Genomic DNA, 23438 nt, shown 5'->3' with positions numbered 1-23438 from the left:
TGTTGGGCTATCGCGTGTTGGAGGCGGCGCAGGAGAGGAAGGCTTACCACCAGGGGGTAAACCTGCCTACTCGTTTTTTATAGTCAGCGTAGCCCGCATACTTTTGTGAGAGCAGCTGCTCTTCGTAGCTGGATTTGAAGTAGAAGAGTATTAGTAATAAAACGGACCAAATAAGTTTGTCTGTGTAAGCCGTATAAAAAGCATAACCAAAGGCTGCCAGCAAGATACCCGTGTAAATAGGGTGGCGGGCTACTGAAAAAGCGCCGTTGCTAATGAGTTGCCCGTCTTCCACCGGGGTGGGAAAGGGGGAGAAGCTGGTCCGGATCTGGATCATGGCGAGGCTGGCCAGCCCGATGCCGGCGACCACCATTACCAGCCCCAGGTATTGTAGCCAGTCGGGGAAATGAGTAAGTCCCTTTGTGATGTTAAATGCATAAGCAACGAATAGCACTAACTGAATGCCTACGAACAGGTAGTCTTTTGTGGTATTGGACATTGGTCGAGGAATTGTATTCCGAGTGAAAGAGTAGCTCGTTCGAAGCTAAGCTGAATTATTGGATTTTCTTCATGACTTGAAGGGACTGGAAATACAACTCCTCGACCGACCTAAATTTTAGCCGCTTCCGCCATCCCCACTTCAATGAATTCTTGCAGGGAGAGGGAGCTATTGTCGATCTCGATGGCGTCGTCTGCTTTGCGGAGGGGGCTGTCCTGGCGGGTAGAGTCGATGCGGTCGCGTTCGTCGAGGTTGTTGGCGATGGCTTCGGGGTCAGCGGGGATGCCTTTAGCGATGAGTTCCTGGATCCGGCGTTGGATCCGGGTTTCCCGGTCAGCGGTGATGAAGAGCTTCAGATCTGCGTCGGGGAAGACGACGGTGCCGATGTCTCGGCCGTCCATAACGATGCCCCCGGCTTTACCCATTGCCTGCTGCTGCGGGACGACCCAGCGACGGACGGCGGCTACCGCCGCCACTGGCGACACAAAGTCCGACACTGCCCGGCCCCGGATTTCCGTCTCTACGTTTTCTCCATTCAGGATAGCATCGTTGGAGCCGGGGAGGAAGTCTACCCGTAAACCTTCCAATGCACCTGCGACCGCGCCCTCGTCTTCCAGGCTCACCTCATTACGTAAGAAGTGCAGCGTAATCATCCGGTACATAGCCCCGGTGTCAATGAATCGATAATTGAGGCGTTTGGCCATCGCCCTGGCCAGCGTTGATTTTCCGCAGGCGCTGAATCCGTCGATTGCGATTACGTGGGACATTGGTAAAGAGTAAGAGAATGGAAGAATGGGAGAATGAAGCCGAAGAAGACAGGGATGGACACAAGAAAGCCGGTGAGGGAGGTCACCGGCTTCGTTGTTCAACTCGTAAGTTGTTTAATATTCGTCTTCATTGAAGAGGAAGTCATCCTTTCGGGGGTAATCAGGCCAGATGTCGTCGATTACCTCGTAAGTTTCTCCTTCATCTTCCATGGCTTGCAGGTTCTCGATCACCTCCAGGGGAGAGCCTGAGCGGATGGCGTAATCGATAAGTTCGTCCCTCGTGGCGGGCCAGGGGGCGTCTTCAAGGTGAGAAGCGAGTTCTAGAGTCCAATACATACTAACGCATAAGTTTTACTACTTAAAAAAGCCATGGGGGTGGCATTTTGTTTTACCCCTCCGGGCCGCAAAAGTAACAATTGGACGCAAACCAAAGCGAATTAGCCGAAAAAGTGTTGCTTGTCATTGATAATCAACTATTTGTAAGTACCGATTATTTTGAAATTTTTATTTTCGTAACCAGGAGGAATCTGCCCGATCCGGCTGGAGTTTTTGGGGCCGGTAGGGTCACAAAAGACATAGCGCTGGTCGTTATAGGTGAAGGAATCGCCCTTTATATCATCACTTCCTACGGCAATCGTCAGATGATCATCGTAGGCGACCACAGCCATGGGGAGGTCCAGCAACTCCCGCACGAGGGCGAAAAAGAGTGCGGAACGATCTTCGCAGTCCGAAAAACTATAGCCAAAGAGTTCTTCGGGTACCATGGGCTTAGAGCGGCCGAAATTGGCGTTGTCCTCTTTATAGTTAAAGGCGGAGCGGGTGAAACTGGCCAGGAGTTCGAGCCCTTGTTCCTGATCGAGGGGCTCCAGGTACCGGCGAAGCTGGGGGAGCAGACTTTCGCGCAGGGTTGCTGACAGGGGCGTTTCGAGGTAACAGTATTCATGGATGAAGGGGTAGTCGGCCATGATGTCCACCATCGTCCGGTCAAAAGTCACGCGGATGCTCTGCTTCACACCGTGGTAGTTAAAGACCATGTCTTTGACGGTGGGCTGCACGCCCAGGTCCGGCCAGTTTTTTAACTGAAAACCGAAAGACCGACCACGCGGGTTAGGGTGTTCGTTGTGAATGTATAGTCGTTGGCGGCCATTGCACTCGCCCGTAAGGCAGCTGATGTTGGCGTAGGGGCGGCCTTTAGCATCGATGATCGGGACTTCGAAAAGGTCTTCGCTGGTGTAAACATTTACGAATATTCGTCCGCCCCGAAAAGTAAGAATTGCATCGAAGCCGGCATCGATCAGTAAGCCGTAGAGGGAAACTTCGCGGGCATTGGAGGAACCGTTACTGTAGATGACCTCCAGGCTGGTGCGGGCAAGTTTACAGAAGAGATAATCGTTGAGCTCGTATTTCTCCTTGGCTTCGAGCAAGCTGTTGAGCAGAACCTGACTCGGGCGCCGGCCATAGTCCCGGTAAGACTGGCTAATACTCGTGTTGTTGAGTTGCGTCGGATTTTGAATCTGCATGCCCGGATCATAAACGATATTGATCTGCTGCGCATAAAACGGCAGGTCAAAACGGTAGTGATTAGCGGGGTCGCTAAAAGTGGAGCTGCTGGATCCGGCAAGGGTCATTACCAGCAAAACCAAGGTGGTGAGTTTAAAGAATATGGCTTTCATCGTCAAATTGGGGCTAAAATCGAAAAAAGAGTGGTGGTGGGCTTGACGTAGTGGCAATCGTGTACTCAATATACGTTTGCGCGGCGATAAAAGTATCGCAGAAGAAAATTCTCTAGCCTTTTTATGAAGCCTTTGGCCTTTGACGACAAATAATATTGGGAGGGGTGGGGGGAGTGTAGTATTGTAGGCGGTAGTATTGTAGTGGCTGCCGCGAGAGGCCGGCACGTCGCTGCGCGACTGGGATTAGGATGTAGTATTGTAGTGGCTGCCGCGAGAGGCCGGCACGTCGCTGCGCGACTGGGATCAGGAATGTAGTATTGTAGTGGCTGCCGCGAGAGGCCGGCACGTCGCTGCGCGACTGGGATCAGGAATGTAGTACTGTAGTGTCTGCCGCGAGAGGCCGGCACGTCGCTGCGCGACTGGGATTAGGATGTAGTATTGTAGTGGCTGCCGCGAGAGGCCGGCACGTCGCTGCGCGACTGGGATCAGGAATGTAGTACTGTAGTGTCTGCCGCGAGAGGCCGGCACGTCGCTGCGCGACTGGGATCAGGAATGTAGTATTGTAGTGGCTGCCGCGAGAGGCCGGCACGTCGCTGCGCGACTGGGATTAGGATGTAGGGCTGTCGCATGGCAATCTATTACTGTCACATGCGGTAGCACTACACTACTACAAAACTACCATACTACATTCCTAGCCCAGCGCCTCACTGGCTGCTTCCCACTTTTCCATCACTTCATCGAGCTCGTCTTGCTTAGCCTTCAGCTCTGCGGTGGTTTTTTCTACGCGTTTTTCGTCGTTGTAGAATTCGGGGTTAGACATCTGCAGGTGAATCTTTTCGATGTCTTTTTCCAACCGTTCAATCCGGCGTTCTGCGTTCCCAATGTCTTTTTCCAGCCGGCGTTTTTCTTCGTGGCTGAGGTTGGAAGCTTTTTTGGCCGGAGCGGATTTACCGGAAGGAGCTGCGGATGAATCTGCTTTGCTTTTCTCCAGCTCCACGGCCCGCATATTGTCGATTTGCCGGCGTTCGAGGAAGAAGTTGATATCTCCCAGGTGCTCGTAGAGTTTATGGTCGCGGAACTCGATGGTCCGATCCGTGAGGCCGGCGAGGAACTCCCGGTCGTGACTAACGACGATCAGGGTGCCGTCAAAATTTTGCACGGCGTGCTTCAGCATGTCCTTACTCACCATGTCGAGGTGGTTCGTCGGTTCGTCAAGCACCAGCAGGTTGAAGGGGCGCAGCAGCATACAGGCGAGCGCCAGGCGGGCGCGTTCTCCACCGGAGAGGACGGAGACCTTCTTGTCCACATCTTCCCCGCTAAAGAGGAAAGAACCCAGGATCTGGCGAAGCCGCGTCCGCATTTCGGGTGGGCTGGCCTCCTCCATAGTTTCCAGCAAGGTCTTTTTGCCGTCGAGCTCTTCGGCCTGGTTTTGGGCGTAGTAACCGACTTCGACGTTGTGACCGAGCTCAATATCGCCATCGTTAGCCGGGATGAGGCCGATCAGAATTTTGGCCAGTGTTGTTTTTCCCTGGCCGTTTTGGCCAACGAAGGAGACGCGGTCTCCACGGTCAATCTTCAGGTCAACGCCCCGCAAAACGTTGAGGTCGCCGTAGCTTTTCGTAACGTTTTTGGCGTTGAGCGTCACGGCGCCGCTGCGCGGCGCTTTCGGGAAGCGGAGGTTCATCACCGCGTTGTTCGTCTGGTCGAGCTCGATGCGCTCGACTTTGTCGAGCTGCTTTTGCATCGACTGTGCCATCTTCGTTTTCGTGGCCTTGGCCATGAATCGGTTGATGGTTTTTTCTTTTTCCGCAATGACCTTTTGCTGGTTCTCGTAAGCGGCTTCCGCCTTTTCTCGGCGGTCTTTTTGCAGTTCGACGAACTTGCTGTAGCCGGCTTTATAATCGTACACCTTGCCCATGTCAATTTCCAGGGTGCGGTTGGTGACATTGTCCAGGAACTGCCGGTCGTGACTAATGGTGATCACGGCGCCGGTGTAAGTCGTCAGCCATTGTTCGAGCCAGATGATGGACTCGATGTCGAGGTGGTTCGTCGGCTCATCGAGCAGCAGGAAATCCGGGCGCTGCAGCAGCATTTTAGCCAGGATGATCCGCATCTGCCAGCCACCGGAAAATTCGGTAGTGGGGCGGGCGAAGTCTCCCTGTTTAAAGCCCAGGCCCTTCAGGACGCGTTCGGCTTCTGCTTCCATCGTGATGCCACCAACGAGGGAGAAGCGCTCGGTAAGGCTGGTGAACTCCTCGATCATATTGGCGTAGGAATCGCTCTCGTAATCGGTGCGCGTTTCCATTTCTTTGTTGATCTCCGCCAGGCGGTCCTCCATTTGCTGGATGTGGGCAAAAGCCGTCAGCGTTTCCTCCATAACGGTGTTGCCGGAGGGCATGTCCATCTCCTGATGGAGAAAGCCGAGAGTGGATCCGGTGGAACGAACGACCTTGCCTTCGTCGCAGCCGATATCTCCGGCGATGATCTTAAGCATCGTCGATTTGCCCGCGCCGTTACGACCCACCAGGCCTACTTTGTCGCGGGGCATAACGACGAAGGATACGTGGTCAAATAAGACCCGATCACCGTATTGTTGGTAAATGCCGGTAGCGGAAAGCATAGTTTATAGTTTGGTCGGTAAAGGCCGGAAAACGGGCGCAAAGATAGCCAAAATATGGGCGCGGACGCAGGTGCAGGGGAGGTTTAAGGAGCAAGGCTTATTTGTTCGCAGCATTTATGTCAGTAAACAATTCCAAACACTTTCCCTTTGCCTCTCGGGATGCCCCCCCTTGCACCCGCGCCCGCGCCTCATCGACATTTTCCCTACATTAGTCGATAGGAAGTGTAATTCGTTGTCGCTGCCCGTAACATGCAGGCGGTTCAGTCAATAAACACACAAACCAATAACATCCGATACTATGCGTAAGCTGCTTACTTTTTGCCTCATGGCCGTATTTGCTTTGACCTTCACCTCCTGTACGGCTGATGGGATCATGGATTCTGACGCCATTAAGGGCTACGTGGACGCCATTCAGGAAAAGCTCCCGACTAAGGAGGAGTTCAAGCGGATGGCAGAAAAGAAAATTGCTGAAATGCCCGCCGACGAGCAGGCAGAAGCCCGGGCGGAGCTGGACAAACTGCTGGCGGAATGGCCTACCGATGAGGAATTGGATCGTAAGATCGATGAGGCCATCGATAAAATTGCTGAAGATGCTCCCACCCGGGGTGAAGTAGACGAAGCCATCGATAAGATCAGTAAGGAGATGCCTTCTAAAGATGAAATGAAAGACATCATCGATAAGCTGCCCGAAGGCGAAGAGCTTAGTGGAATCCTTAAAGGCGGCCTTGATAAGCTGATGGAAAGCCTCGATTCGGTGAAGGTGGAAATTGAAAAGCAGTAGGATCGCTGCACCCGAAGGAGGCAGTTACCCCACAAACTGCCGTAAATGCCGGTAACTCTGCCGTAAGCTGGCCTTACGCAGCTCCGTGTCGCCCTCAAAAGTCCGGTCTTCCACCTCCACGCAGATGGCGCCGTCGTAGCCGGTCTCGCGCAGGTAGCCAACGAAGCGCCCCCAATCCACATCGCCCAGCCCGGGAATCTTTGGCGTATGCCAAAGGTTGGGATGGCTGAATACACCATGACGGTTTCGTTTGTCAACGTCGATACGCGCATCCTTGGCGTGTACGTGAATCATCCGCTCCGGGTAATCCCGGAAGGGGAGGGTGTAGTCCATGTGCTGAAGGATAAAATGGCTGGGGTCATAGTTCAGCCCCCAGTTAGCATTGGGGATGTCAGCCCACATCCGCTCCCAAACGGCGGGGCTGATGGCCAGGTTCGTGCCGCCCGGCCACTCGTCTTTCGTGAAACGCATGGGGCAGTTCTCGATGCCGATGGAGACACCTTTCTCTTCGGCGTATGACACAATTGGGCGCCAGGTTGCCAGAAAGCGGGGCCACTGTTCTTCGATGGTGCGGTTTTTGTCCCGGCCAACAAAAGTGGTAACGCAGTTGATGCTAAGAGCGGCAGCGGCGTCGATTAGCGCCAGGATGTGATCGGTATACACTTTTGCCTCCGCCTCATCCGCAGCCAGCGGGTTCGGATAGTAGCCCAGGGAACTGATGCTGACGCCGTACTTTTTCTGTAAATCGACAATCTCCTCAATGCCAGCTTCATCGAGCCGGCTGATGTCAATGTGGGTAACGCCGGCGTAGCGGCGTTCTGCCTTGCCGGGTGGCCAGCACATGACTTCCAGACAGTCATAACCCACTTCAGCGGCGAAGGCGAGGTGCTCTTCCAGGGAAAGCTCGGGGAGAATAGCGGTAACGTAGCCTAGCTGCATGAGATCAATTATTTCGGTCGAAGAATTGTATTCCGAGTAAATCAGAAGCGCTGTTTATGCGAATCAACGGAGATGAACTCATTGGCTCAAAGCACTAAAGAAAAGAAAAATATTTTTTGGCTTTGCTGTCACACTTTATTCAATGGGCGGATATAAGTACCCGAAAGCAGCTCCTGAACGGGCTGTATTCATTTTGCAAACCAAAGAAACTTCGCTTTATGCAATTTCGTATTTTATCCTACGGCATGATCTTTTTCCTGGCCGCTTCCGCCATTTTTTCTTCCTGTGGGATTTTTGAAACGGATGAATTTGAACTCAACCCCATTCTGGATTGCCCGGAGATACAACTCAATTTCGGGGACAGCTGTGAGCTGACCATCCTTGGCGCTCCGCAGACGTTTTTTGGCGTAGTGACCGAAGACTGTGAATGCCGGGGCGATACGCTGGGGAATATTTTTGACTGCCCTGAATGGGAGCTCAACTTCCGGGATACTTGTATGAATGCGGACGGCACCCTTGGTATTCTTTCCGGAGACTGTGTGTGTCTCGGCGGTTCTTCCACGGATTTTGACTGCCCTCGCTTAGAAACCAATATTGGGGATACCTGCAGACTTGACAACGGTGACTTCGGCATTGCCAGCGAGGATTGCGAGTGCTTAGGAAACGGGAATACCTTCGACTGCCCGGAGCTACAGGCGAACTATAACGATGCCTGCCGGGTGCCAGGCGGAGGGGAAGGTTTTATTGACGAGAACTGTAACTGTGAAGCAGTAACCACTACTTATGACTGCCCTGAATTGATGCTGAATTTTCGCGATTCCTGCATGCTGGCCGATGGCTCTTTTGGCATCCTTTCCGGAGACTGTGAGTGTTTGGGAGGAGGGAATACTTTTGATTGCCCCGACCTCCAACTGAATGTCAGGGATACCTGTACGCTTAGTAATGGTAACTTAGGCATAGTAAATGAACGCTGTGAATGTATTGGAGATGGCTCAGGAGCTTTTGACTGTCCGGAATTAGAGGCCAACGTCGGGGATGCCTGCCGCACCCCTGCGGGAGGAGCAGGAATTGTCACCCAAGACTGTGGCTGTGAAAGCAACAGCATGTTCGATTGCCCCGACCTGCAGCTCAACATCGGAGATGCCTGTATTACGGCAGACAGTATTCCCGGATCGATTGGCCGGGATTGCAGGTGTAATTAAGTGTGGCTAACAAATTGCACAAACGGGCAGAAAAAAGCCCCTCGACTACGCCCTCCACACCCATTCGACTACGCTCAGAGACCGAGGTCGGGCTTTGCCCGGTGACCGGCGAGTTAATGTTAGGCCGTCGACAAACTTCGCCTCAAGCGAAGTTTGTCGACGGTCTTTACCCCACAGGCCCGGACCCCGAGCGTACATCGACCGACCGAAGGGAGTGGACCGGCGAAGCCAGCCGCGCAGTGAAATGGTAGTCGAGGGGTGCTTGTGCAAATTGTTATCCACACTATAACTAAAAACATTAGCGGTAGCACCACTTTGAAGCTTACCTTACTACCTGAGGAGGTAAGCGGTTCGCCCGCGATCAGGGCGGGTAGACTTGCCGACTAGTCGGCCCGCCTTATTTAAAGAACTAAATTGATGAACCAGGGAATTGATCAGCGACTGATTGCCGACTGCATCGCCAACCAACGGGTGGCGCAACGGCGGCTCTATGAACTGACGGTCCCCTACTTTACCATCATCGCCAAACGCTACCTCCGTAATCCGGAAGATCTGAAAGACACCCTGCAGGACAGCTACCTGAACATTTTTCATAAGCTGGAGCAGTATGATCCGTCGCGGGCGGGATTCAAAACATGGGCCACCCGCGTGCTGATCAATAACTGTCTGAAGAGAAATTCAAACGGACAAAAGAATGCTACGGAAGAACTCATCGCGGAAAGAAGCCAACAGTGTACCTCACCGGAGGTGATAGAGAAGCTGTCTACTGATGATTTGATCATCTGGCTAAAGCGAATGCCCGAAGCCTATTACGCCGTTTTCAGCCTGAACGTAATTGATGGATTTTCGCATCCTGAAATCGCGGAGATGCTGAATATTGACGCTGCCCTTTCCCGCAAACGACTTTCGCGGGCAAGAGCCTGGTTGAAACAGGAGATGGTGCGCGACCCGAAGTCTCCCCTGCGGGATGACCCACGATTCCGGCGGGAGATGATGAGCATTCAAGCCTTCATGTTGGTGCAGGCCTTCGTTTATGGCTTACCGGATGTGTAAGCATTTTACTCACCAATCTTAGTACAACTATACGATACAGATTTACCCGAATATCAGTATGAAACTATTTGAAGATTACATCCGACGGCACTTCCGCGAAGCGACCTCCACTGAGGAGATCGATGCGGATGACCTTTGGGCGGACATCGAGGCCGGACTACCGCCAGAGAATGAGGAGGAACCCGTTGCTGGTTCTCCGTTCCGGGGTGTGGTCCTTAGCCTGCTGCTTGGCGGGCTTATTCTGGCCGGGCTGCTGCTATGGCCCTTTGGAGGTCAGCAAGAACGCGCTCTGGCGGACTTGGCAACAGAAAGAGACTCCGTTGTGGCGAGTAGTGAGCCGAACCTTCCGGCGGAGCTGCCCAAGCTGGCTACGGGAAGTGCGCAGGAGGCGATGGTTGCTTCCGAAATGGAATCTGTGAAGACTGGTTCGCAGCCCGCTACTCCCTCTGCTTCCTCCGGGAAACATCCCTCTGCACCTGCGGGTCCCGCCCCCCAAAACGCATCCGCATCCAACGAAACCAAAGTGGAGTCCACTTCTCCTTCGGGAGCGACCACTGGTCGTACCAGAGTGGAGCGAAACGCTGCTGCCGGAACGACGGCAAGCGCGACACGATCGATCGAAAATGAAGCGGAGCGACTCACCTTACTGCAGCTTACCGACCTGCCCGCCAGCCAATCCACGGCTTCTGCGGAAGGGCGTACGTCACCTTCCGGATTTTCCAACACGGCGCAAGCTGGCGTTGAAAAAGAAGTCGATGCTACTGCAGCCTTGTCTGCCAGAGTGTCACTTCCTTCCCTTGCCATTGAACCGCTAAGTCTCGACGAAAACCTCCCCGCCTTTCCTGAAGTATCATTTTCCCCGCCCTCACCGGAGACCTTCCGAACGGCCGGTGCGGCTAAGCTGGAGTTCAGCGCTTCAGCAGGTACTAGCCTGATGCTCCGGAAATACCTGAACCCATCCGAAGGAAATGCTGCAAACGCTCTTAATGCTGCCGTTGGCAACACCTTCGGCCAGTCTGTTTCGCTGGAACTTTCATACCGGCTCTCCAATAAATTCAGGCTTAATACGGGACTGGAGTATTGGCGGACGCACAATACTTTTCGCTACACCATTGAGCGGGATACGGTAGCGGCTCATCCTTCTTTTCCCTACCGGACTACGGCGGCCACGTCCATCCGCCGGATTGCACACAACAATTACCAGCAATTTTTATCTCTCCCGGTTTTATTGGAATACCGCCAGACCTTTGGGCGCTACACTGCAGGCCTGGGAGCAGGCGTAGGCCTGAATTACCAATTACAGGCCAGCGGGCGAACGCTGGCTGCACCGGACGAAGTCATTACCTATGACTCCTCCTCTGGAGATACTTCCGATTTCTTTCTGTCCTACCGGCTGCGACCTTCCCTGATGTTCAGCCCGAGGCCTAACAGCCGTACCAGGCTCCTTCTGCAAGCGGATGTTCACTACTATCGCTTCGGGGAATCCTCCGTAACGGGGCTCCGTCAGCGGGCTGTTTTGCTGGGCGGCAGTATTGGGATTACTTACGGGCTTTGATTAGATCGCAAGTTACGAGCTATAGTGATTAAAAGATTAAGGTACATACACATCTCACTCGGACGCTTGCAGGACGCTTCGCGACGCTACAAGGTCCTGGTACCCGACTCAAGGGGCCTCTTAGCGTCCCGCAGTATTGCGGGACCTGAGAGCGTCCCGGTGCTATCTATTAATCACCTTAGATACCGAACGCCTGGGCTTGGAGACTAGTCCGAACGCACGAAGCGGGTCACGATCAGCCACGTAAAGCCGCTCCCATAAACGGCTGATCATACACCCGTTCTCCCTTGGCGGCGTAGATCGCGTTCGCCAGTGCACCCATGATGGGCGGCAGGGAAGGTTCGCCGAGTCCGGTGGGCTTGATGCCATTGTCAACGAAGTAGGTATTGATCTCGCGGGGTGCTTCGGCGTGCCGAATGAGGCGGTAGCTGTCAAAATTCTGGTGATCGGGTTTACCGTCGGTAAAGGTCATTTGTCCGTAGAGGGCGTGGCCGATGCCATCGACGATGCCACCTTCGATCTGGTTGCGGGCACCTTCGGGGTTAACGACGATACCGCAGTCTACGGCGCAGTCAACTTTATCCACTTTCGGGTTGCCATTGTCGTCGAGTTCCAGGTGTAGCACCTGGGCAACGTAGGAGTTATGGCAGTAATAGGCGGCTACACCGCGGGCTTCGCCCGCGTCGCCGTCCCAGCCGGATTCTTTGCGAACGAGCTTCAACACGCCAGCGTAGCGCTCGGCGTCGTAGTCGTTCTTTTCCCCGACGGGGTCCTTGATGGCCCGGTCGAAGAGTTCGAGGCGGAAGTCGATGGGGTCTTTGCCGGCGGCTTCGGCTACTTCGTCGAGGAAGGCCTGTTCGGCACCCGCGATGAAGTTGGAGCGCGGTGCCCGCCAGGCACCGGTGGAGATGTTGGAGTCCATGCTGATGTTCTCAGCCAGGTAGTTGTCTACCGTTCCGGCGGGGAATCGGTTAGCAAAGATGGGGCTGCCATGGGTGCCCGTGCCGCGCACGTGGAAAGCGATGAGCTTGCCGTCGGCGTCGAGGCCGGCGCGGTACTTCACGAGGTAGTCGGGGCGGTAAGTGCCCTGGGTCATGTCGTCTTCGCGGGTGTAGACGAGTTTGACGGGAGCGCCCGCCTGCTTGCTGATGAGCGCTGCTTCCACGGCGAAACTACCGTAGAGCCGGCGGCCGAAGCCGCCGCCCATGCGGGTCATGCCCACTTCGATCTGCGCGGGGTCCATATCGAAGAGCGTAGCGATGGATTTTTCCAAAAACTCCGGTGTTTGTACCGGGCCGTGTAGTTCAGCCTTCTCGTCCGTCACGTGAGCGAAGAAATTCATCGGCTCCATGGTGTTGTGGGGCAGGAAGGGAGCAGAGTAGGAGGCCTCAACGATCTTGGCGGCGCTGGCGAAGGCGGCTTCCGGATCGCCATCACGGCGGGCTTCTTCGGCTTTGCCGTTAGCGATCAGGTCGGCCATTTTGGCTTTGTGGCCGGCCGTGTCTTCTGCGTCACTGGCTTTGGCCCATTCTACGGTGACGGCTTTTTTGGCCTGCATCACCTGCCAGGTGGATTTGCCCACTACGGCCACCTGTTTGCGTACCGTGGCACCGTCGGACCATTGCATTTCTTTGCCCTCGGGGGCACAGTCGATGGAGAAAACGTCCGTAATGCCGGGCATGGCCAGCGCAGCGGCGGCGTCAAAAGATTTTAACTCCAGACCGAAAGCCGGCGGGTGAATGATGCCGGCGTAGAGCATGCCTTCGCGCTGTACGTCGATACCGAAAAGAGGCTTTCCGGTAGCTATTTTTTTGGCGTCGACGTTCTTTTTGCCGTGGCCGATAATTTTGAAATCTTTAGGGTCCTTTAATTCGACCTCGGTGGGTACTTCCATCGTGGCGGCCAGGGAGGCCACTTCGCCGTACCCGATACTTTTGCCGGAGGCATCGTGGTGAATGACACCGTTTTCGGTGCGGAGTTCTCCGGCGGGAACCTCTAGTTTTTCGGCGGCGGCGGAGACGAGCATGGCGCGGGCCGTAGCGCCCGTGTTGCGCAGTGGCTCCCAGCCGTGGCGGATGGATTGGCTGCCGCCGGCAATCTGTCGCTCAAAGTTTTCGGTGTCCAGTTTGCCCTGCTCCACAACCACGTTTTTCCAGTCAACGTCGAGCTCTTCGGCGATGATCATCGGCATGGCCGTTTTTACGTTCTGACCAATTTCCGGGTTAGGACTCATGATGGTTACCACGCCGTTATCGCCAATTTTGATGAAGCCGTTGAGCTCCATCCATTTTTCGGGCATCACCAGCTCGGGCTCCATGGCCACTACTGGTTTGGGTTCGCAGGAGGTAAGGATGCTGAAGCCCAGCATAAAACCACCGCCGGTGGCGGCGGAGACTTTCAGGAAATTTCTACGGGATTTATTGGTAGACATTGGAGTAAGGATTGGGGCGCTGAACGCCGGTGCAAAGGAAGTTGGAAAAGCAAGGTAGGGGAGTGTCAGGCTCTTGTGCCGGGAGGTATGGTCACCGCCGGAGCGAACCGAAGACGCACGCGCTAACTCAGCTTTCCGGCGGCCGTTTTAACCGCTGCATGAATGCGGAGGTAGGTGCCGCAACGGCAAATGTTGCCCGACATACCGGCGGTGATGTCTTCATCCGTAGGATTGGGCGTGAGCTCCAGCAGGGAAGCAGCGCTCATGATCTGCCCCGCCTGGCAGTAGCCACACTGGGGCACGTCGTGCTCCAGCCAGGCTTGTTGTACGGGGTGAGTGCCGTTTTCTGAGAGTCCTTCGATGGTGGTGACCTTGTTGCCGCCTTCGGCGACCTGGCTGACGGGCATCTGGCAGGAGCGCATCGCTACCCCGTCAATGTGTACCGTGCAGGCGCCACATTGCCCGATGCCGCAGCCGAACTTGGTGCCAACGAGACCGAGATCATCGCGTAATGCCCAGAGTAGAGGGGTGTCGGGGGCAGCGTCTACCGTCCTTGATTTGCCGTTAACGGTGAGTTGGAATTGAGCCATGGGGCGCAGGTTTTTTATGAGGTTGGAATGTGGGTGCTAAAGATAGGGTTTTTTGGTTTTGTGAGTTTTGTGAATTTTCAACTGTTTGCAGACCTGTTGTAAATGGGAGGATCTATTCTGATGCTACCTGATTCAGGTTGAAACTGTCACGATTTTAATACATAATTGTGTCTAACTTTTATTTTTTTGATGTTTTCTAAATTTTCACTTTTGGAGCGTTAGAATAGAATTTTTGGTCAAATATTGGCTATAATAGAATGTATCATGGGTTTTTAGTAATTATTTATTATTGATTCTTGCATTTTTGTTATAGATGATAGTATATTTATATCGTACTAACATTAAGACTGGTTTTCGCCAGTAAACCCAAACCCAAACCCAAACCCAAACCCAAACCCAAACCCAAACCCAATGCGTTACTCGTTACTCGTTACTCGCTATCCGTTAGCGATATTAATTCTTGTGCTCTGTTGCCAAGCTTTGACTGCACAAAATGTAGATGCTGTCCAATTTGATAAAGAATATGCTGCTAGAATTGACGCTGCCAGGAATGTCCAGGCCAAGATGATAGCAGACAAATACTCTGAGGGCTGTGAACTTTCCGTAAATGTTGAATGTAAAGTAATTCGATTCTATTCATTCTCTCTGGTTCAAATAACTACCTCCGAAACGGGAGGGGATGTCCTTTTAGAGAGAGCTGATGGCGGTAAAAATATGTCATTAACGCTTATCGAACCAGTAACAGTTGTCAAGATTCCTAATGACCGTTTTTTTACAGTTTTAGCTAAAAATTCGTGCGGTACAGAAGAGGAAGTCACCTCTTTTTCCACTACCCCAAAAGAACAGAATGATCCAATAGATTTGAATCGGGATGATTATAATGTTGTCCTTGAATGGCAAAAGAGTGGAACAGACATCAACTCCTTCTTAGATAAGTCTAATGATATTGATGAGTTCTCCAAGATTAGGTTACTACAACAACTTAGATATGGTGGGAAACCGATTCAAGATAAGTATGAAGACCTAAATTTTTATCCGTCGGAATCAGTATTTATCGGGGCCAAGTCCCTAACAGATGACTGCCAATGCGCATCAGTTAGAGTGGCTATGAACTATGACTTAGAGCCTTATGTCCGTGTACGGTCTGATGGTAGAATCTCCGGAGACTATGGTTCTAGACTTGACCAAAGATTTCGTGGAGGAGATATCAGAGCAGATCAATATTGGGCATACGAGGGACCTTCACGTTACCAAGAAATGTTCGTAAATACCTTGCGGTGTGTAAATGCGCCCTATGAGTTCTATTGGAACCGAGATGCTGTTCAGCAAGGGAATAGTGATGTGCTTCCCGTTGATTTTACAGCAACACTTGAGTTTCTATGGGTGTGTACCGGTTCTAACGGCCTTCCCTCGGATTGTGGCTGTGATCGCGAGGTGGCCTTTGAATGGGATTATGAATCTGTCGTGAGAGCTAATGCAGAAGTGATTAGTGGAGGACTTTTTTGCGGAAGTAATCGAAATGCCAGAGCCTCAGCAGTTGACGCAATGATGGTAACATTTACGGAAGTAGGCAATGCCGAATCATTTGAGATACTCTCCATGCAAACGAATGGACAAGCATCGGAATGTTCCCAGACTTACAATGGGCCAACGGCATCAGAATTTCTTGAATTTGCCTTTACTGTCTATCAATTTACCCAAGATCCACCAGCGGGTACAGGAACACCAGGCCAATCGGAAGAACAAATCCAAAACATCTGGCAAAACAGCTTAATCAGCGATGCTATTGCTCAGGTCGGAAATGCATTAGAGGACCCCTGGTTAGATAAAACACCTTGTTCTATTGAAGTATCCGGTCAAAGAAGGTCCCTTCAACAGACAGGCGCGAATCGGAATCATAATGTGACGATCAGGCCCAATACGCCGGTTAGAGTGGTTCTTGGCGCGGCCGGAGTACTAGAAGCTAGTGGACTACGTAAATGGGAAACTAATGCGAGTATATACTCTTCTTTTAGGTTAGCAGGGATAATGCAAGGAGGAGGAAGCCCAGACCCGAATAATGATTGTTGCTCACCTTATGTTGCTTCCTGGCTGTTATCAACTATGGCCGATGATATACCTGGGAGTGCAAGCGAGTCAAACTATCAGAATGCTACCAGAGCTTTCTTTAATCTTAATGGATGGCTAAGAAATGTATGGAGTGAGACAGGACACGGTTTTACTTACAATGGTTTTACTTGTCCCACCCCCGTAAGTATTAACGTTGTTCCTCCGAGAACGGACGATTTTGATGATGTCTTTATTACAGAAACAAGCTTTGAGAGTACGAATGTAGCTTTTCGGCAAATGGAAAATAGCTCCTCTCAAATGGCTCGGGTATCGCTCTATAATATCAATGGTCAGGAGTTTATGAGACAGGAGATATCAATGGGGAATTCAATCGTAATAGATTCAGGCAACCTGCCGGCTGGAATATATTTTCTGTCAGCAACATTGTCTGATGGTCGTCGTTACGCTAAAAAAATCATACTCCAATGATTTTATTAAAATCAAGAATACAGACAGTACTGTTATCCCTCTTGCCTTGCCTGATGCTAATTGGTTGCGATGGCTGCGATGAAGACATTATTACCCCAAGAGGAGAAGAATGTTACAACGTATGTAAAGGTGTCGCTGAATGCCAAAACGGATATTGCGAATGTCCGAATCAGGAAGCGCAATTGGCCCCTGGTTTTTGCATTCAAAACAGTGAGGCAATAAACTTCATTAGCTATGATCAGTATCCCGGCTTGATGGATACACTTATTATGTCTCTTTTGGAGGAGCCATTTGACCTGACTTGGCAAAATGGAGATCCTAGGCTCAAAGACGGGGCTGGTAAAATGTATAATCGGGATCCAGACGCCTTGTCAATTGGAAGCAGCCAAAGTGTGATTACCTATGTATTTCCCGGTGATTTTACAACACCCGTGGACTCAGTTTGGATTTACGATCTTTTTGATAAGAGTAACAATCAATATTCCTTTCGTGCTGGAGAATGGCATTGTCGAGGGAAAACGTTTGTTGGCCGATTTGTAGATCGTAATACTATAAAAGGAGAAATTTTTCTGAATCTCTGTAGTACAAATGGAAGTACTCCAATGCCTATAGAAATTCAACCGGAGACTCGTTATCCCGTTACTTTTAAACGGTGGCAGGGTAGTTGATATAATTTTTAGGCGATAATTATTGCCCTAAGGAATCCAAATTTTCTTAGCGTATTTTTTGAGTAGTTCTTAAAGATTGAAAGGGCGCGCAAACTAGGTTGTTGCTTCTTTTGGCCCCCCAAAGGCGAATAAAAGCGACGGTTTGGTCTGCGCCGCCCCTTAAAGAAACTCAATAAATCCCCCCGGTATGCACGACAACAACACTGCTGCCCTCCGGATATTTACCCGCTCTGAGCCGGTCCAATACACCAGAAAAAAGCTTCGCCGTATAGATCGGCTCCAGCTGTGGAAGCCCCGGCTCCCCGATGTCCGCCCGGCTTGCGATTCCCTCCGACGGGACGACCCACTCCCAGGGGAATTTGCCGTAGCCGCCAAAGTGATAATCCGTTATGCATGTCCAGTTTTGGGAGACTCCTGGTCCAAGTAATTGCTGAATCTCATCCGCCATCCAATCTCCCTTCAGAGCGGGATAAACCTCAATGCGGGTCTTGGGATCAGCGGCCTGGATGATGCCAGCGGCAGACCCACCGGTGCCGGCACTAATGCACAGAAAATCGGGTGGCTGGCCGAGATCGGAGACCACTTCGCCATACAGTTTGCCTACGTTGCGGGCACTTTCTTTGGTCGTACCACCTTCGGGAATAAACCAGATGAATTCCGGGGGCAGGCGATGTTGTTCAGCCAGTTCGGCCTGGCGTAATCGTAGCCAGCTTGCCTCGTTTTTGAAGCGGTATTCGGACCGGCTTAGCAGCGTTATGATCGCCCCGTCCCGCCGTGCCTGATCCAGCAAAGCATTGTCCACTTCTTCCCCGCGCACGAAGAGATGGACGGGGATGCTGTAAAGTCGCCCGGCCGTAGCCAGCGCAGAAACATGATTGCTGTACGCACCACCGAAGCTGACCAGCAAAGGCGTAGGCTTTGCGGCCACGGCCGCCCGCAATACCGGTTCCAGCTTGCGCACTTTGTTGCCCTGCAGGGCGGTACCCGGGGCAGGGGTGTAAAGATCGTCGCGCTTGCAGAAAAGGGCAATGTCTCGTGCCTTGGCGGCAGACAGGTGTAAGGGCTGAAGCGGGCTTTTAGCAGGAGGGGGGAAGGGCATGGTTTTGTTAAAGCCTATTGGTTTGGCCGAAATTCTGGTCGAGACGCTGTACGTCGATCGCGAACGGGGCCGTGTTTACTAAGCCTGCCGAGCACGAAGTACTGCGAAGCAAATGTAAAGGCTCCCGGAGCGTTTTAGCGGGGTAGCTTCCTGTCTTGGCAGTTGTTGCACGGTCAAAGTCGCTGGCGCTCCCTTGCCCGAACGACGGCTGAAGCCGTCGCTACAGGGCGTCTCGACCAAGTGCCTAAGCCGCCAATGGTTCGGATAGCTTCCTGTCTTGGCAGTTGTTGCGCGGGCAAAGTCGCTGGCGCTCCCTTGCCCGAACGACGGCTGAAGCTGTCGCTACAGGGCGTTACGCCGCCACTGGCTCGATATCAAAGCCAGCTTCTTCTACCATCTTGATGATGGCGGAAGCGGGTACGTTACCTTCTACGGTAAGTACTTTGTCTTCTTGCTCAACGTCTACCCGCCAGATGGTGACGCCTTCCAGGTCGTCGAGAAAAGGCGTGACGCTGCGGACACAGCTGCCGCAATTAATGTTGGTTTTGAATTCCTGAATTTTACGCATGGATGCTATTAGTTGCTACTAATTTAAACGCACGAATGGGGAAAAAGTCAATAGGTAAGCCTCAAATGGTCGGATGATGACAGGAGACCGGACATTTTTATTCAGGCCTTCCAATCCGCCACCCACTGACGAATAATGGGCACGCGGCTCTGGTCCATGCTTTTAGGCAGGGCGGCTTCGATGGCGGGGATTTCGGCCAGGACGGCGGCGCGGTCACCGCGCAGGTTAGCGATGGTGGCCCGCGTGAGTGGCAGGCTGAGAGATTCAGTGAAAGGGCTGTCTTCGTACTGAGCTAAAGCGGCTTCTGCGGCGGCTAAATCTTTACGATACTGGGCCTCAAAAATGGCTTGCTCGAGATAAAAGCCCCCGTGGGAGCCGGGAGGATATTCGTCGAGCCTTCCCATTACGCTTTCCAAAAGTGCTGCGGCCTGCGGAATATTGTTAACTCCCAGGGCGTGCAGATAACGGTAGTAATCCATCGTAACCCGTTGTTGGGCGGGGATGGAGGTGTCAGCGGCTACGGTGGCAAAACTATCGGCAGGAAGATCTTCGTGCGGACGGCCCGATCGCAGGTGCGTCATGGCTTGCAAGCCAGCAAGATCCGCAGCAGCAGTGGGGCCGTTGCGGGCAAAGTTTATGATCCGCAGCCCATCGCTGGCAAAACCACCCGCCCGGAAGGGGAGTATGGTTGCTATGAAGATCGCGCCGGAGAAGGCCCCGAGGGCGAAAAGTAAAAAGCGGACGAAGGTCCCCTCCGGCAGAAGGTTGCCAATCAGGAAACAAAAGCCGAGCAGGAGTAGCGATGCCAATGGCCCACCTGCCGCAAACCACATGAAACGCTGGCGCAGGCGGTGGTCTCCGTTGGGCAACATCATCGCTACACCTCCGGCCAGATTGAGTGATTTATTCCAGGCAAAGCGAATGCCACCGCTGTCTTTGGGCTTCCAGGAGAAAGGCCCGACGGTAAGACCGAAAAAATCAAAGTTCTGGGTTTTTCCTGCCACTACGTGCCCGAGCTCATGGATGCCTACCACTAAGAGATACATGAGGGGGAGAAGGAGGATTAGGTAAACTTTACTATTGCCCGGGAGTAGGCTGGCCGTTTCAGTATCACTGCCGGACAGGAAGAATTTAGCGCCCAGGTAGCCAATCATTCCACCCATAATCAATAGCCCCGCAAAAGACAAAATTTTCTTCATGCTTCCAATGTAGGATAAGCACGGGCGAAATTGTTATCTCCGGGTAAATAAATCGACCAACAGTGAACGCTTCCTGACTGAAGGCATTCCATAGTTTATGAATATCCGTCTTGTACCCCGGGAAGAGTTTGACAAGCAGCTTTACGACAGCTGCGTCCACTACGCCACCAACGGCAACATTTATGGCTATCACTGGTTTCTGAACGCCACAACGGACGATTGGGACGTTCTGGTGGAAGACAACTGGAGTAGTGTTATGCCCCTGCCAAAAACCAAAAACTGGCTGGGGAGAACCCGGCTCGAACAACCGAGACTGATCTCGGACCTGGCCGTCTACAGCGTAAATGTGCTTAGCCCGAAGCGCGTCCAGGCCTTCTGGGACGCGATACCGAAGGAATATCGCAGTGGAAACCTGACGGTTGAACCCGCTTCAGCGCCTAAGGTGAGTAATCGCTTTACCGTCGAGGCGGCTACGGGGACGGCCCTTACGCTGAACCGACCTTACGAGCAAATCATCGAAGACTTTTCCCCCGGCTACCACGAAGGCCTCGTGCGGGCGGAGATGGCCCGCCTGCGTCCGGCCAGTAGCTTCAAACCGGAGCGTCTGGCGGACCTCTGGCTACAGGTCAATGGTAAGACCGCCGAAAACGAATGGCGATACCACGCCATGCAGCGCATCATGTACCAGGTGTTACACCGGGGCTGGGGCGGCACCCAGGCGGTCCAGGACGATAAGGGGGAGATTCTCGCTATGGTCTTCCTTGCCTACAGCCACCATCGAATCTTTCCGCTCTTTACCGTGGAGACGGCGGAGGGGAAGTCCGTTGGGGCGTTAACCTATCTGTGGGATAATGTCCTGAAGAGCCATGCGGGCAAGGAGCTGAAGGTCAGGCGGGAGGAGATATTGGTTTGAGCTGCGCGCGAAACTTTTACGTGTTGAATTTGTATTTTTACACGTAAAGGCAATGAAATGGATAAGAAACTCACCTTAAGTCTGAATGCACTCGTGGTCGAAAAGGCAAAAAGTTATGCCAGGGATCATGGTGTCAGTCTCTCTCGCATGATTGAGAATTATTTAGCCACACTAACTATCACAGAAGGAGAGGAAGGAGAACTCGTAATTTCGCCCTTAGTGAGCCGGCTGGTCGGAGTAATTGACTTAGACGATGATACGAAAATCGACTACAAATCCGATTACGCGGACTACCTAACGGAGAAGTACAAATGAAGAAGCTATTTATAGATACTAACATCATATTAGACTTACTCGCTAAAAGACCAGAATACGCTTCTGCCGCTGCACTCTTCACTTTGGGCGACAATAAGAAAGTTGATCTGTATGTATCCTCTCTTTCATTTGCTAATATGAATTACATACTCCGTAAGTTGTTAGGCAAAGAAAAGACGATTAAAGTCTTGCGAGATTTAGAGCTAATCGTAAGCATCACCGACCTGAACGGTAAGATTGTTCAGCTAGCCCTAAACGATTCAGACTTCAAAGATTTTGAAGACGGACTTCAGTATTACTCCGCAGTAGAGATTGGGGCTGACGTTATCATCACCAGAAACCTTCCCGATTTTAAGCATTCCAAAATACCGGTGCTGACCGCTGATCAGTATTTGAAGTTGAGGGAGTAGGATTCTTGGGGAGGAACGAAACAAGATTAAGAATCTGTTGAGCAGCCTGGTGGGATAGGAAAATAAGGTCAGGCGGGAGGAGATATTGGTTTAGCCTGCCATCCACCGAGCCTTGCGGAGCTTCACCCGTTCGCCGCGGGTGGTTCAGGATTTACCATTCAAGATGTAACCCAAATCGTCGGACGAACTTTTTCCAGAAAGCAGCTTTGCTGGCTTCCAGAAAAAAGGATTCGTCCGACGACTTCAGAGAAATTTCTCACACCACCCGCATCCCCACCGGATCCCACCCCATCACTTTCTTCCCGAAATAGCTCTCATTGGCGAGTAGCGACGGCGCCGCCGCCCGGAAGCCAAAGGCACCATCTTCTACTACTTTGCCGCCGGTACGGATGGCGGTAAACCAGTTGTTAAAGTGGTGGACATGGTCGGAGTAACCTTCAGGTGTGCGATAGGTCCACTCATTGGGGCCAACGACCTCCGGTGGCGCGGGAGGGTAGGTGGCTTTATACCATTTTTCGAAGTCAGCGCGGGTGCTTTCCGGGAAGGTGTTGAAGCTGTCCCAGCCCCCGTAACCGGGGGCGGCAGGGAGTTGGTTCCTCCGCAGGGTGAGGGAGTTGTAGCCCAGTTCCAGACTCCCTTCGGTGCCAATCAGGCGGGTTTGGCTACCGCCACCGCCGCCCGCGACGAAGTTCACCCGAAGTTGCATATTGAATGCCGGGTGGCCGGGCTGCTCGGCGTAGTCGCAGTTGGCGAGGAAGACGTCGGGCACGTCGCGGCCATCTTCCCAATAGCGGAGGCCGCCAGTGGCGAAGACGCGGTTGGGGCCCACGGAGTCTAACATCCGGTGCACTCCGGAGAAGAGGTGAACGAAGAGGTCTCCTCCCACGCCGGTGCCGTAATCCTGGTAATTTCGCCAGCGGAAGAACCTTGTTGCGTCGAAGGGGAGGTCACCAGTGTCTTTGAGGAAGGTGTCCCAGTCAACGGTTTCCGGCGAAGCATCCCGCGGAATGGAATACTGCCAGGCGCCGAGGGCGCTGAAGCGATCGTTGTAGGTCTCGATCATCACGAGCTGACCGAGCTCTCCGCTGCGGTAGATGTCGCGGGCTTTATCGAGCAAAATGGAACTCACCCGCTGGCTGCCGACGATGAGTACGCCCGGGTTTCGCTTTTCGGCTTCCAGAATTGCCCTGCCTTCATCCAGACTTTGCACCAGCGGTTTCTCGCAATAAACATGTTTGCCCGCATCCAATGCTGCAATCGTTATGGTATCGTGCCAATGATCTGGTGTGGCGACGATGACGGCGTCGATGTCTTCGCGGAGGAGCAGCTCGCGATAGTCTCGCGTAACGTACAGCTCCTTGCCGTACACTTCCTTTGCCCGCTCCAGGCGACCGGTGTAGAGGTCACAGGCCGCTACCATTTTTATACCCGGGTTTTTCAGCGCGGCATTTACGTTGTTGAAGCCCTGAATGCCGAGCCCGACGCAGGCGAGGTTGATCTGGTCATTGGCGGCGAAGCCGAAATCCGGGAACGTCAGGGTGGCACCCGCTACCTGTGAGCTTAACACCGGAGCGGCCAGCAGGGCGGGGAGGCGACGGAGGAATTTTCTTCTGGTGGACAT

General features: G+C 52.8%; 21 protein-coding genes. 9 read left to right on the top strand and 12 right to left on the bottom strand.

Annotated features, from left to right (window positions below):
* Window positions 1-43: 43 nt before the first annotated feature.
* The 5 genes from BM123_RS20005 to BM123_RS19985 form a co-directional block, all read right to left on the bottom strand.
* Window positions 44-496 carry a methyltransferase family protein gene (locus BM123_RS20005; RefSeq protein WP_090172226.1) on the bottom strand — a complete coding sequence of 151 codons (453 nt, stop codon included), beginning with the start codon at window positions 494-496 and terminating at the stop codon, window positions 44-46.
* Between the two features lie 110 nt (window positions 497-606).
* On the bottom strand, window positions 607-1263 hold the full coding sequence (gene cmk, locus BM123_RS20000; RefSeq protein ID WP_090172225.1) for a (d)CMP kinase: 657 nt from the start codon (window positions 1261-1263) through the stop codon (window positions 607-609).
* A gap of 114 nt (window positions 1264-1377) precedes the next feature.
* Window positions 1378-1599: a DUF2795 domain-containing protein gene (locus BM123_RS19995; protein ID WP_090172223.1), complete on the bottom strand. Its 222-nt coding sequence runs from the start codon at window positions 1597-1599 to the stop codon at window positions 1378-1380.
* Window positions 1600-1736: 137 nt separating this feature from the next.
* Window positions 1737-2936, bottom strand: coding sequence for a hypothetical protein (locus BM123_RS19990; RefSeq protein WP_090172221.1), 1200 nt, complete (start codon window positions 2934-2936; stop codon window positions 1737-1739).
* 691 nt (window positions 2937-3627) lie between these two features.
* Complete coding sequence (locus tag BM123_RS19985) at window positions 3628-5556, bottom strand: ABC-F family ATP-binding cassette domain-containing protein (protein ID WP_090172219.1); 1929 nt, start codon at window positions 5554-5556, stop codon at window positions 3628-3630.
* 298 nt (window positions 5557-5854) lie between these two features.
* Between BM123_RS19985 and BM123_RS19980 the strand changes: the two genes are divergently transcribed.
* On the top strand, window positions 5855-6337 hold the full coding sequence (locus BM123_RS19980) for a P-loop NTPase family protein (RefSeq protein WP_090172217.1): 483 nt from the start codon (window positions 5855-5857) through the stop codon (window positions 6335-6337).
* A gap of 24 nt (window positions 6338-6361) precedes the next feature.
* Here BM123_RS19980 and BM123_RS19975 read toward each other — a convergent pair whose 3' ends face one another.
* A complete protein-coding gene (locus BM123_RS19975; protein ID WP_090172215.1) occupies window positions 6362-7276 on the bottom strand; it encodes a sugar phosphate isomerase/epimerase family protein in 915 nt (304 codons plus the stop codon).
* Window positions 7277-7494: 218 nt separating this feature from the next.
* On the opposite strand from BM123_RS19975, the gene BM123_RS19970 reads away from it, so the two are divergent.
* From BM123_RS19970 to BM123_RS19960, 3 genes are all read left to right on the top strand, one after another.
* On the top strand, window positions 7495-8478 hold the full coding sequence (locus BM123_RS19970) for a hypothetical protein (RefSeq protein WP_090172213.1): 984 nt from the start codon (window positions 7495-7497) through the stop codon (window positions 8476-8478).
* Between the two features lie 417 nt (window positions 8479-8895).
* Window positions 8896-9531, top strand: coding sequence for an RNA polymerase sigma factor (locus BM123_RS19965; RefSeq protein WP_090172211.1), 636 nt, complete (start codon window positions 8896-8898; stop codon window positions 9529-9531).
* A gap of 58 nt (window positions 9532-9589) precedes the next feature.
* Window positions 9590-11086, top strand: coding sequence for a hypothetical protein (locus BM123_RS19960; RefSeq protein WP_090172209.1), 1497 nt, complete (start codon window positions 9590-9592; stop codon window positions 11084-11086).
* Between the two features lie 235 nt (window positions 11087-11321).
* On the opposite strand, the gene BM123_RS19955 is transcribed toward BM123_RS19960, so the two are convergent.
* On the bottom strand, window positions 11322-13517 hold the full coding sequence (locus tag BM123_RS19955) for a xanthine dehydrogenase family protein molybdopterin-binding subunit (RefSeq protein WP_090172207.1): 2196 nt from the start codon (window positions 13515-13517) through the stop codon (window positions 11322-11324).
* A 122-nt stretch (window positions 13518-13639) separates the two neighbouring features.
* Window positions 13640-14107 carry a (2Fe-2S)-binding protein gene (locus BM123_RS19950; protein ID WP_090172205.1) on the bottom strand — a complete coding sequence of 156 codons (468 nt, stop codon included), beginning with the start codon at window positions 14105-14107 and terminating at the stop codon, window positions 13640-13642.
* A 411-nt stretch (window positions 14108-14518) separates the two neighbouring features.
* On the opposite strand from BM123_RS19950, the gene BM123_RS19945 reads away from it, so the two are divergent.
* Window positions 14519-16645, top strand: coding sequence for a T9SS type A sorting domain-containing protein (locus BM123_RS19945; protein ID WP_090172202.1), 2127 nt, complete (start codon window positions 14519-14521; stop codon window positions 16643-16645).
* On the top strand, window positions 16642-17313 hold the full coding sequence (locus tag BM123_RS19940) for a hypothetical protein (protein WP_090172200.1): 672 nt from the start codon (window positions 16642-16644) through the stop codon (window positions 17311-17313). The genes BM123_RS19945 and BM123_RS19940 overlap by 4 nt, the downstream gene beginning before the upstream one ends.
* 169 nt (window positions 17314-17482) lie before the next feature.
* Here BM123_RS19940 and BM123_RS19935 read toward each other — a convergent pair whose 3' ends face one another.
* From BM123_RS19935 to BM123_RS19925, 3 genes are all read right to left on the bottom strand, one after another.
* Window positions 17483-18412 carry a 1-aminocyclopropane-1-carboxylate deaminase/D-cysteine desulfhydrase gene (locus BM123_RS19935; protein WP_090172198.1) on the bottom strand — a complete coding sequence of 310 codons (930 nt, stop codon included), beginning with the start codon at window positions 18410-18412 and terminating at the stop codon, window positions 17483-17485.
* 352 nt (window positions 18413-18764) lie between these two features.
* The gene (locus tag BM123_RS19930) at window positions 18765-18980 is read right to left on the bottom strand and encodes a heavy-metal-associated domain-containing protein (protein ID WP_090172196.1); all 216 of its coding nucleotides are present in this window, start codon (window positions 18978-18980) and stop codon (window positions 18765-18767) included.
* 101 nt (window positions 18981-19081) lie between these two features.
* Window positions 19082-20179 (bottom strand): site-2 protease family protein, encoded by a 1098-nt coding sequence (locus BM123_RS19925; RefSeq protein WP_139211985.1) that lies wholly within the window; start codon window positions 20177-20179, stop codon window positions 19082-19084.
* Window positions 20180-20276: 97 nt separating this feature from the next.
* Between BM123_RS19925 and BM123_RS19920 the strand changes: the two genes are divergently transcribed.
* Genes BM123_RS19920 through BM123_RS19910 form a run of 3 tightly spaced genes read left to right on the top strand, consistent with a single transcriptional unit; the run spans window position 20277 to window position 21817 of the window.
* Window positions 20277-21092, top strand: coding sequence for a hypothetical protein (locus BM123_RS19920; RefSeq protein ID WP_090172192.1), 816 nt, complete (start codon window positions 20277-20279; stop codon window positions 21090-21092).
* A 57-nt stretch (window positions 21093-21149) separates the two neighbouring features.
* Entirely contained in the window at window positions 21150-21407 is a 258-nt protein-coding gene (locus tag BM123_RS19915; protein WP_090172190.1) for a DUF6364 family protein, read from the top strand.
* Entirely contained in the window at window positions 21404-21817 is a 414-nt protein-coding gene (locus BM123_RS19910; RefSeq protein ID WP_090172188.1) for a type II toxin-antitoxin system VapC family toxin, read from the top strand. Before BM123_RS19915 ends, BM123_RS19910 begins: the two co-directional genes overlap by 4 nt.
* A 256-nt stretch (window positions 21818-22073) precedes the next feature.
* Here BM123_RS19910 and BM123_RS19905 read toward each other — a convergent pair whose 3' ends face one another.
* Complete coding sequence (locus BM123_RS19905) at window positions 22074-23438, bottom strand: Gfo/Idh/MocA family protein (protein WP_090172186.1); 1365 nt, start codon at window positions 23436-23438, stop codon at window positions 22074-22076.

The organism is Neolewinella agarilytica, from assembly GCF_900110645.1.
GTDB lineage: Bacteria > Bacteroidota > Bacteroidia > Chitinophagales > Saprospiraceae > Neolewinella > Neolewinella agarilytica.
Note: the sequence above shows the minus strand (reverse complement) of the source record. Positions and strands in the feature narration are given on the sequence as shown.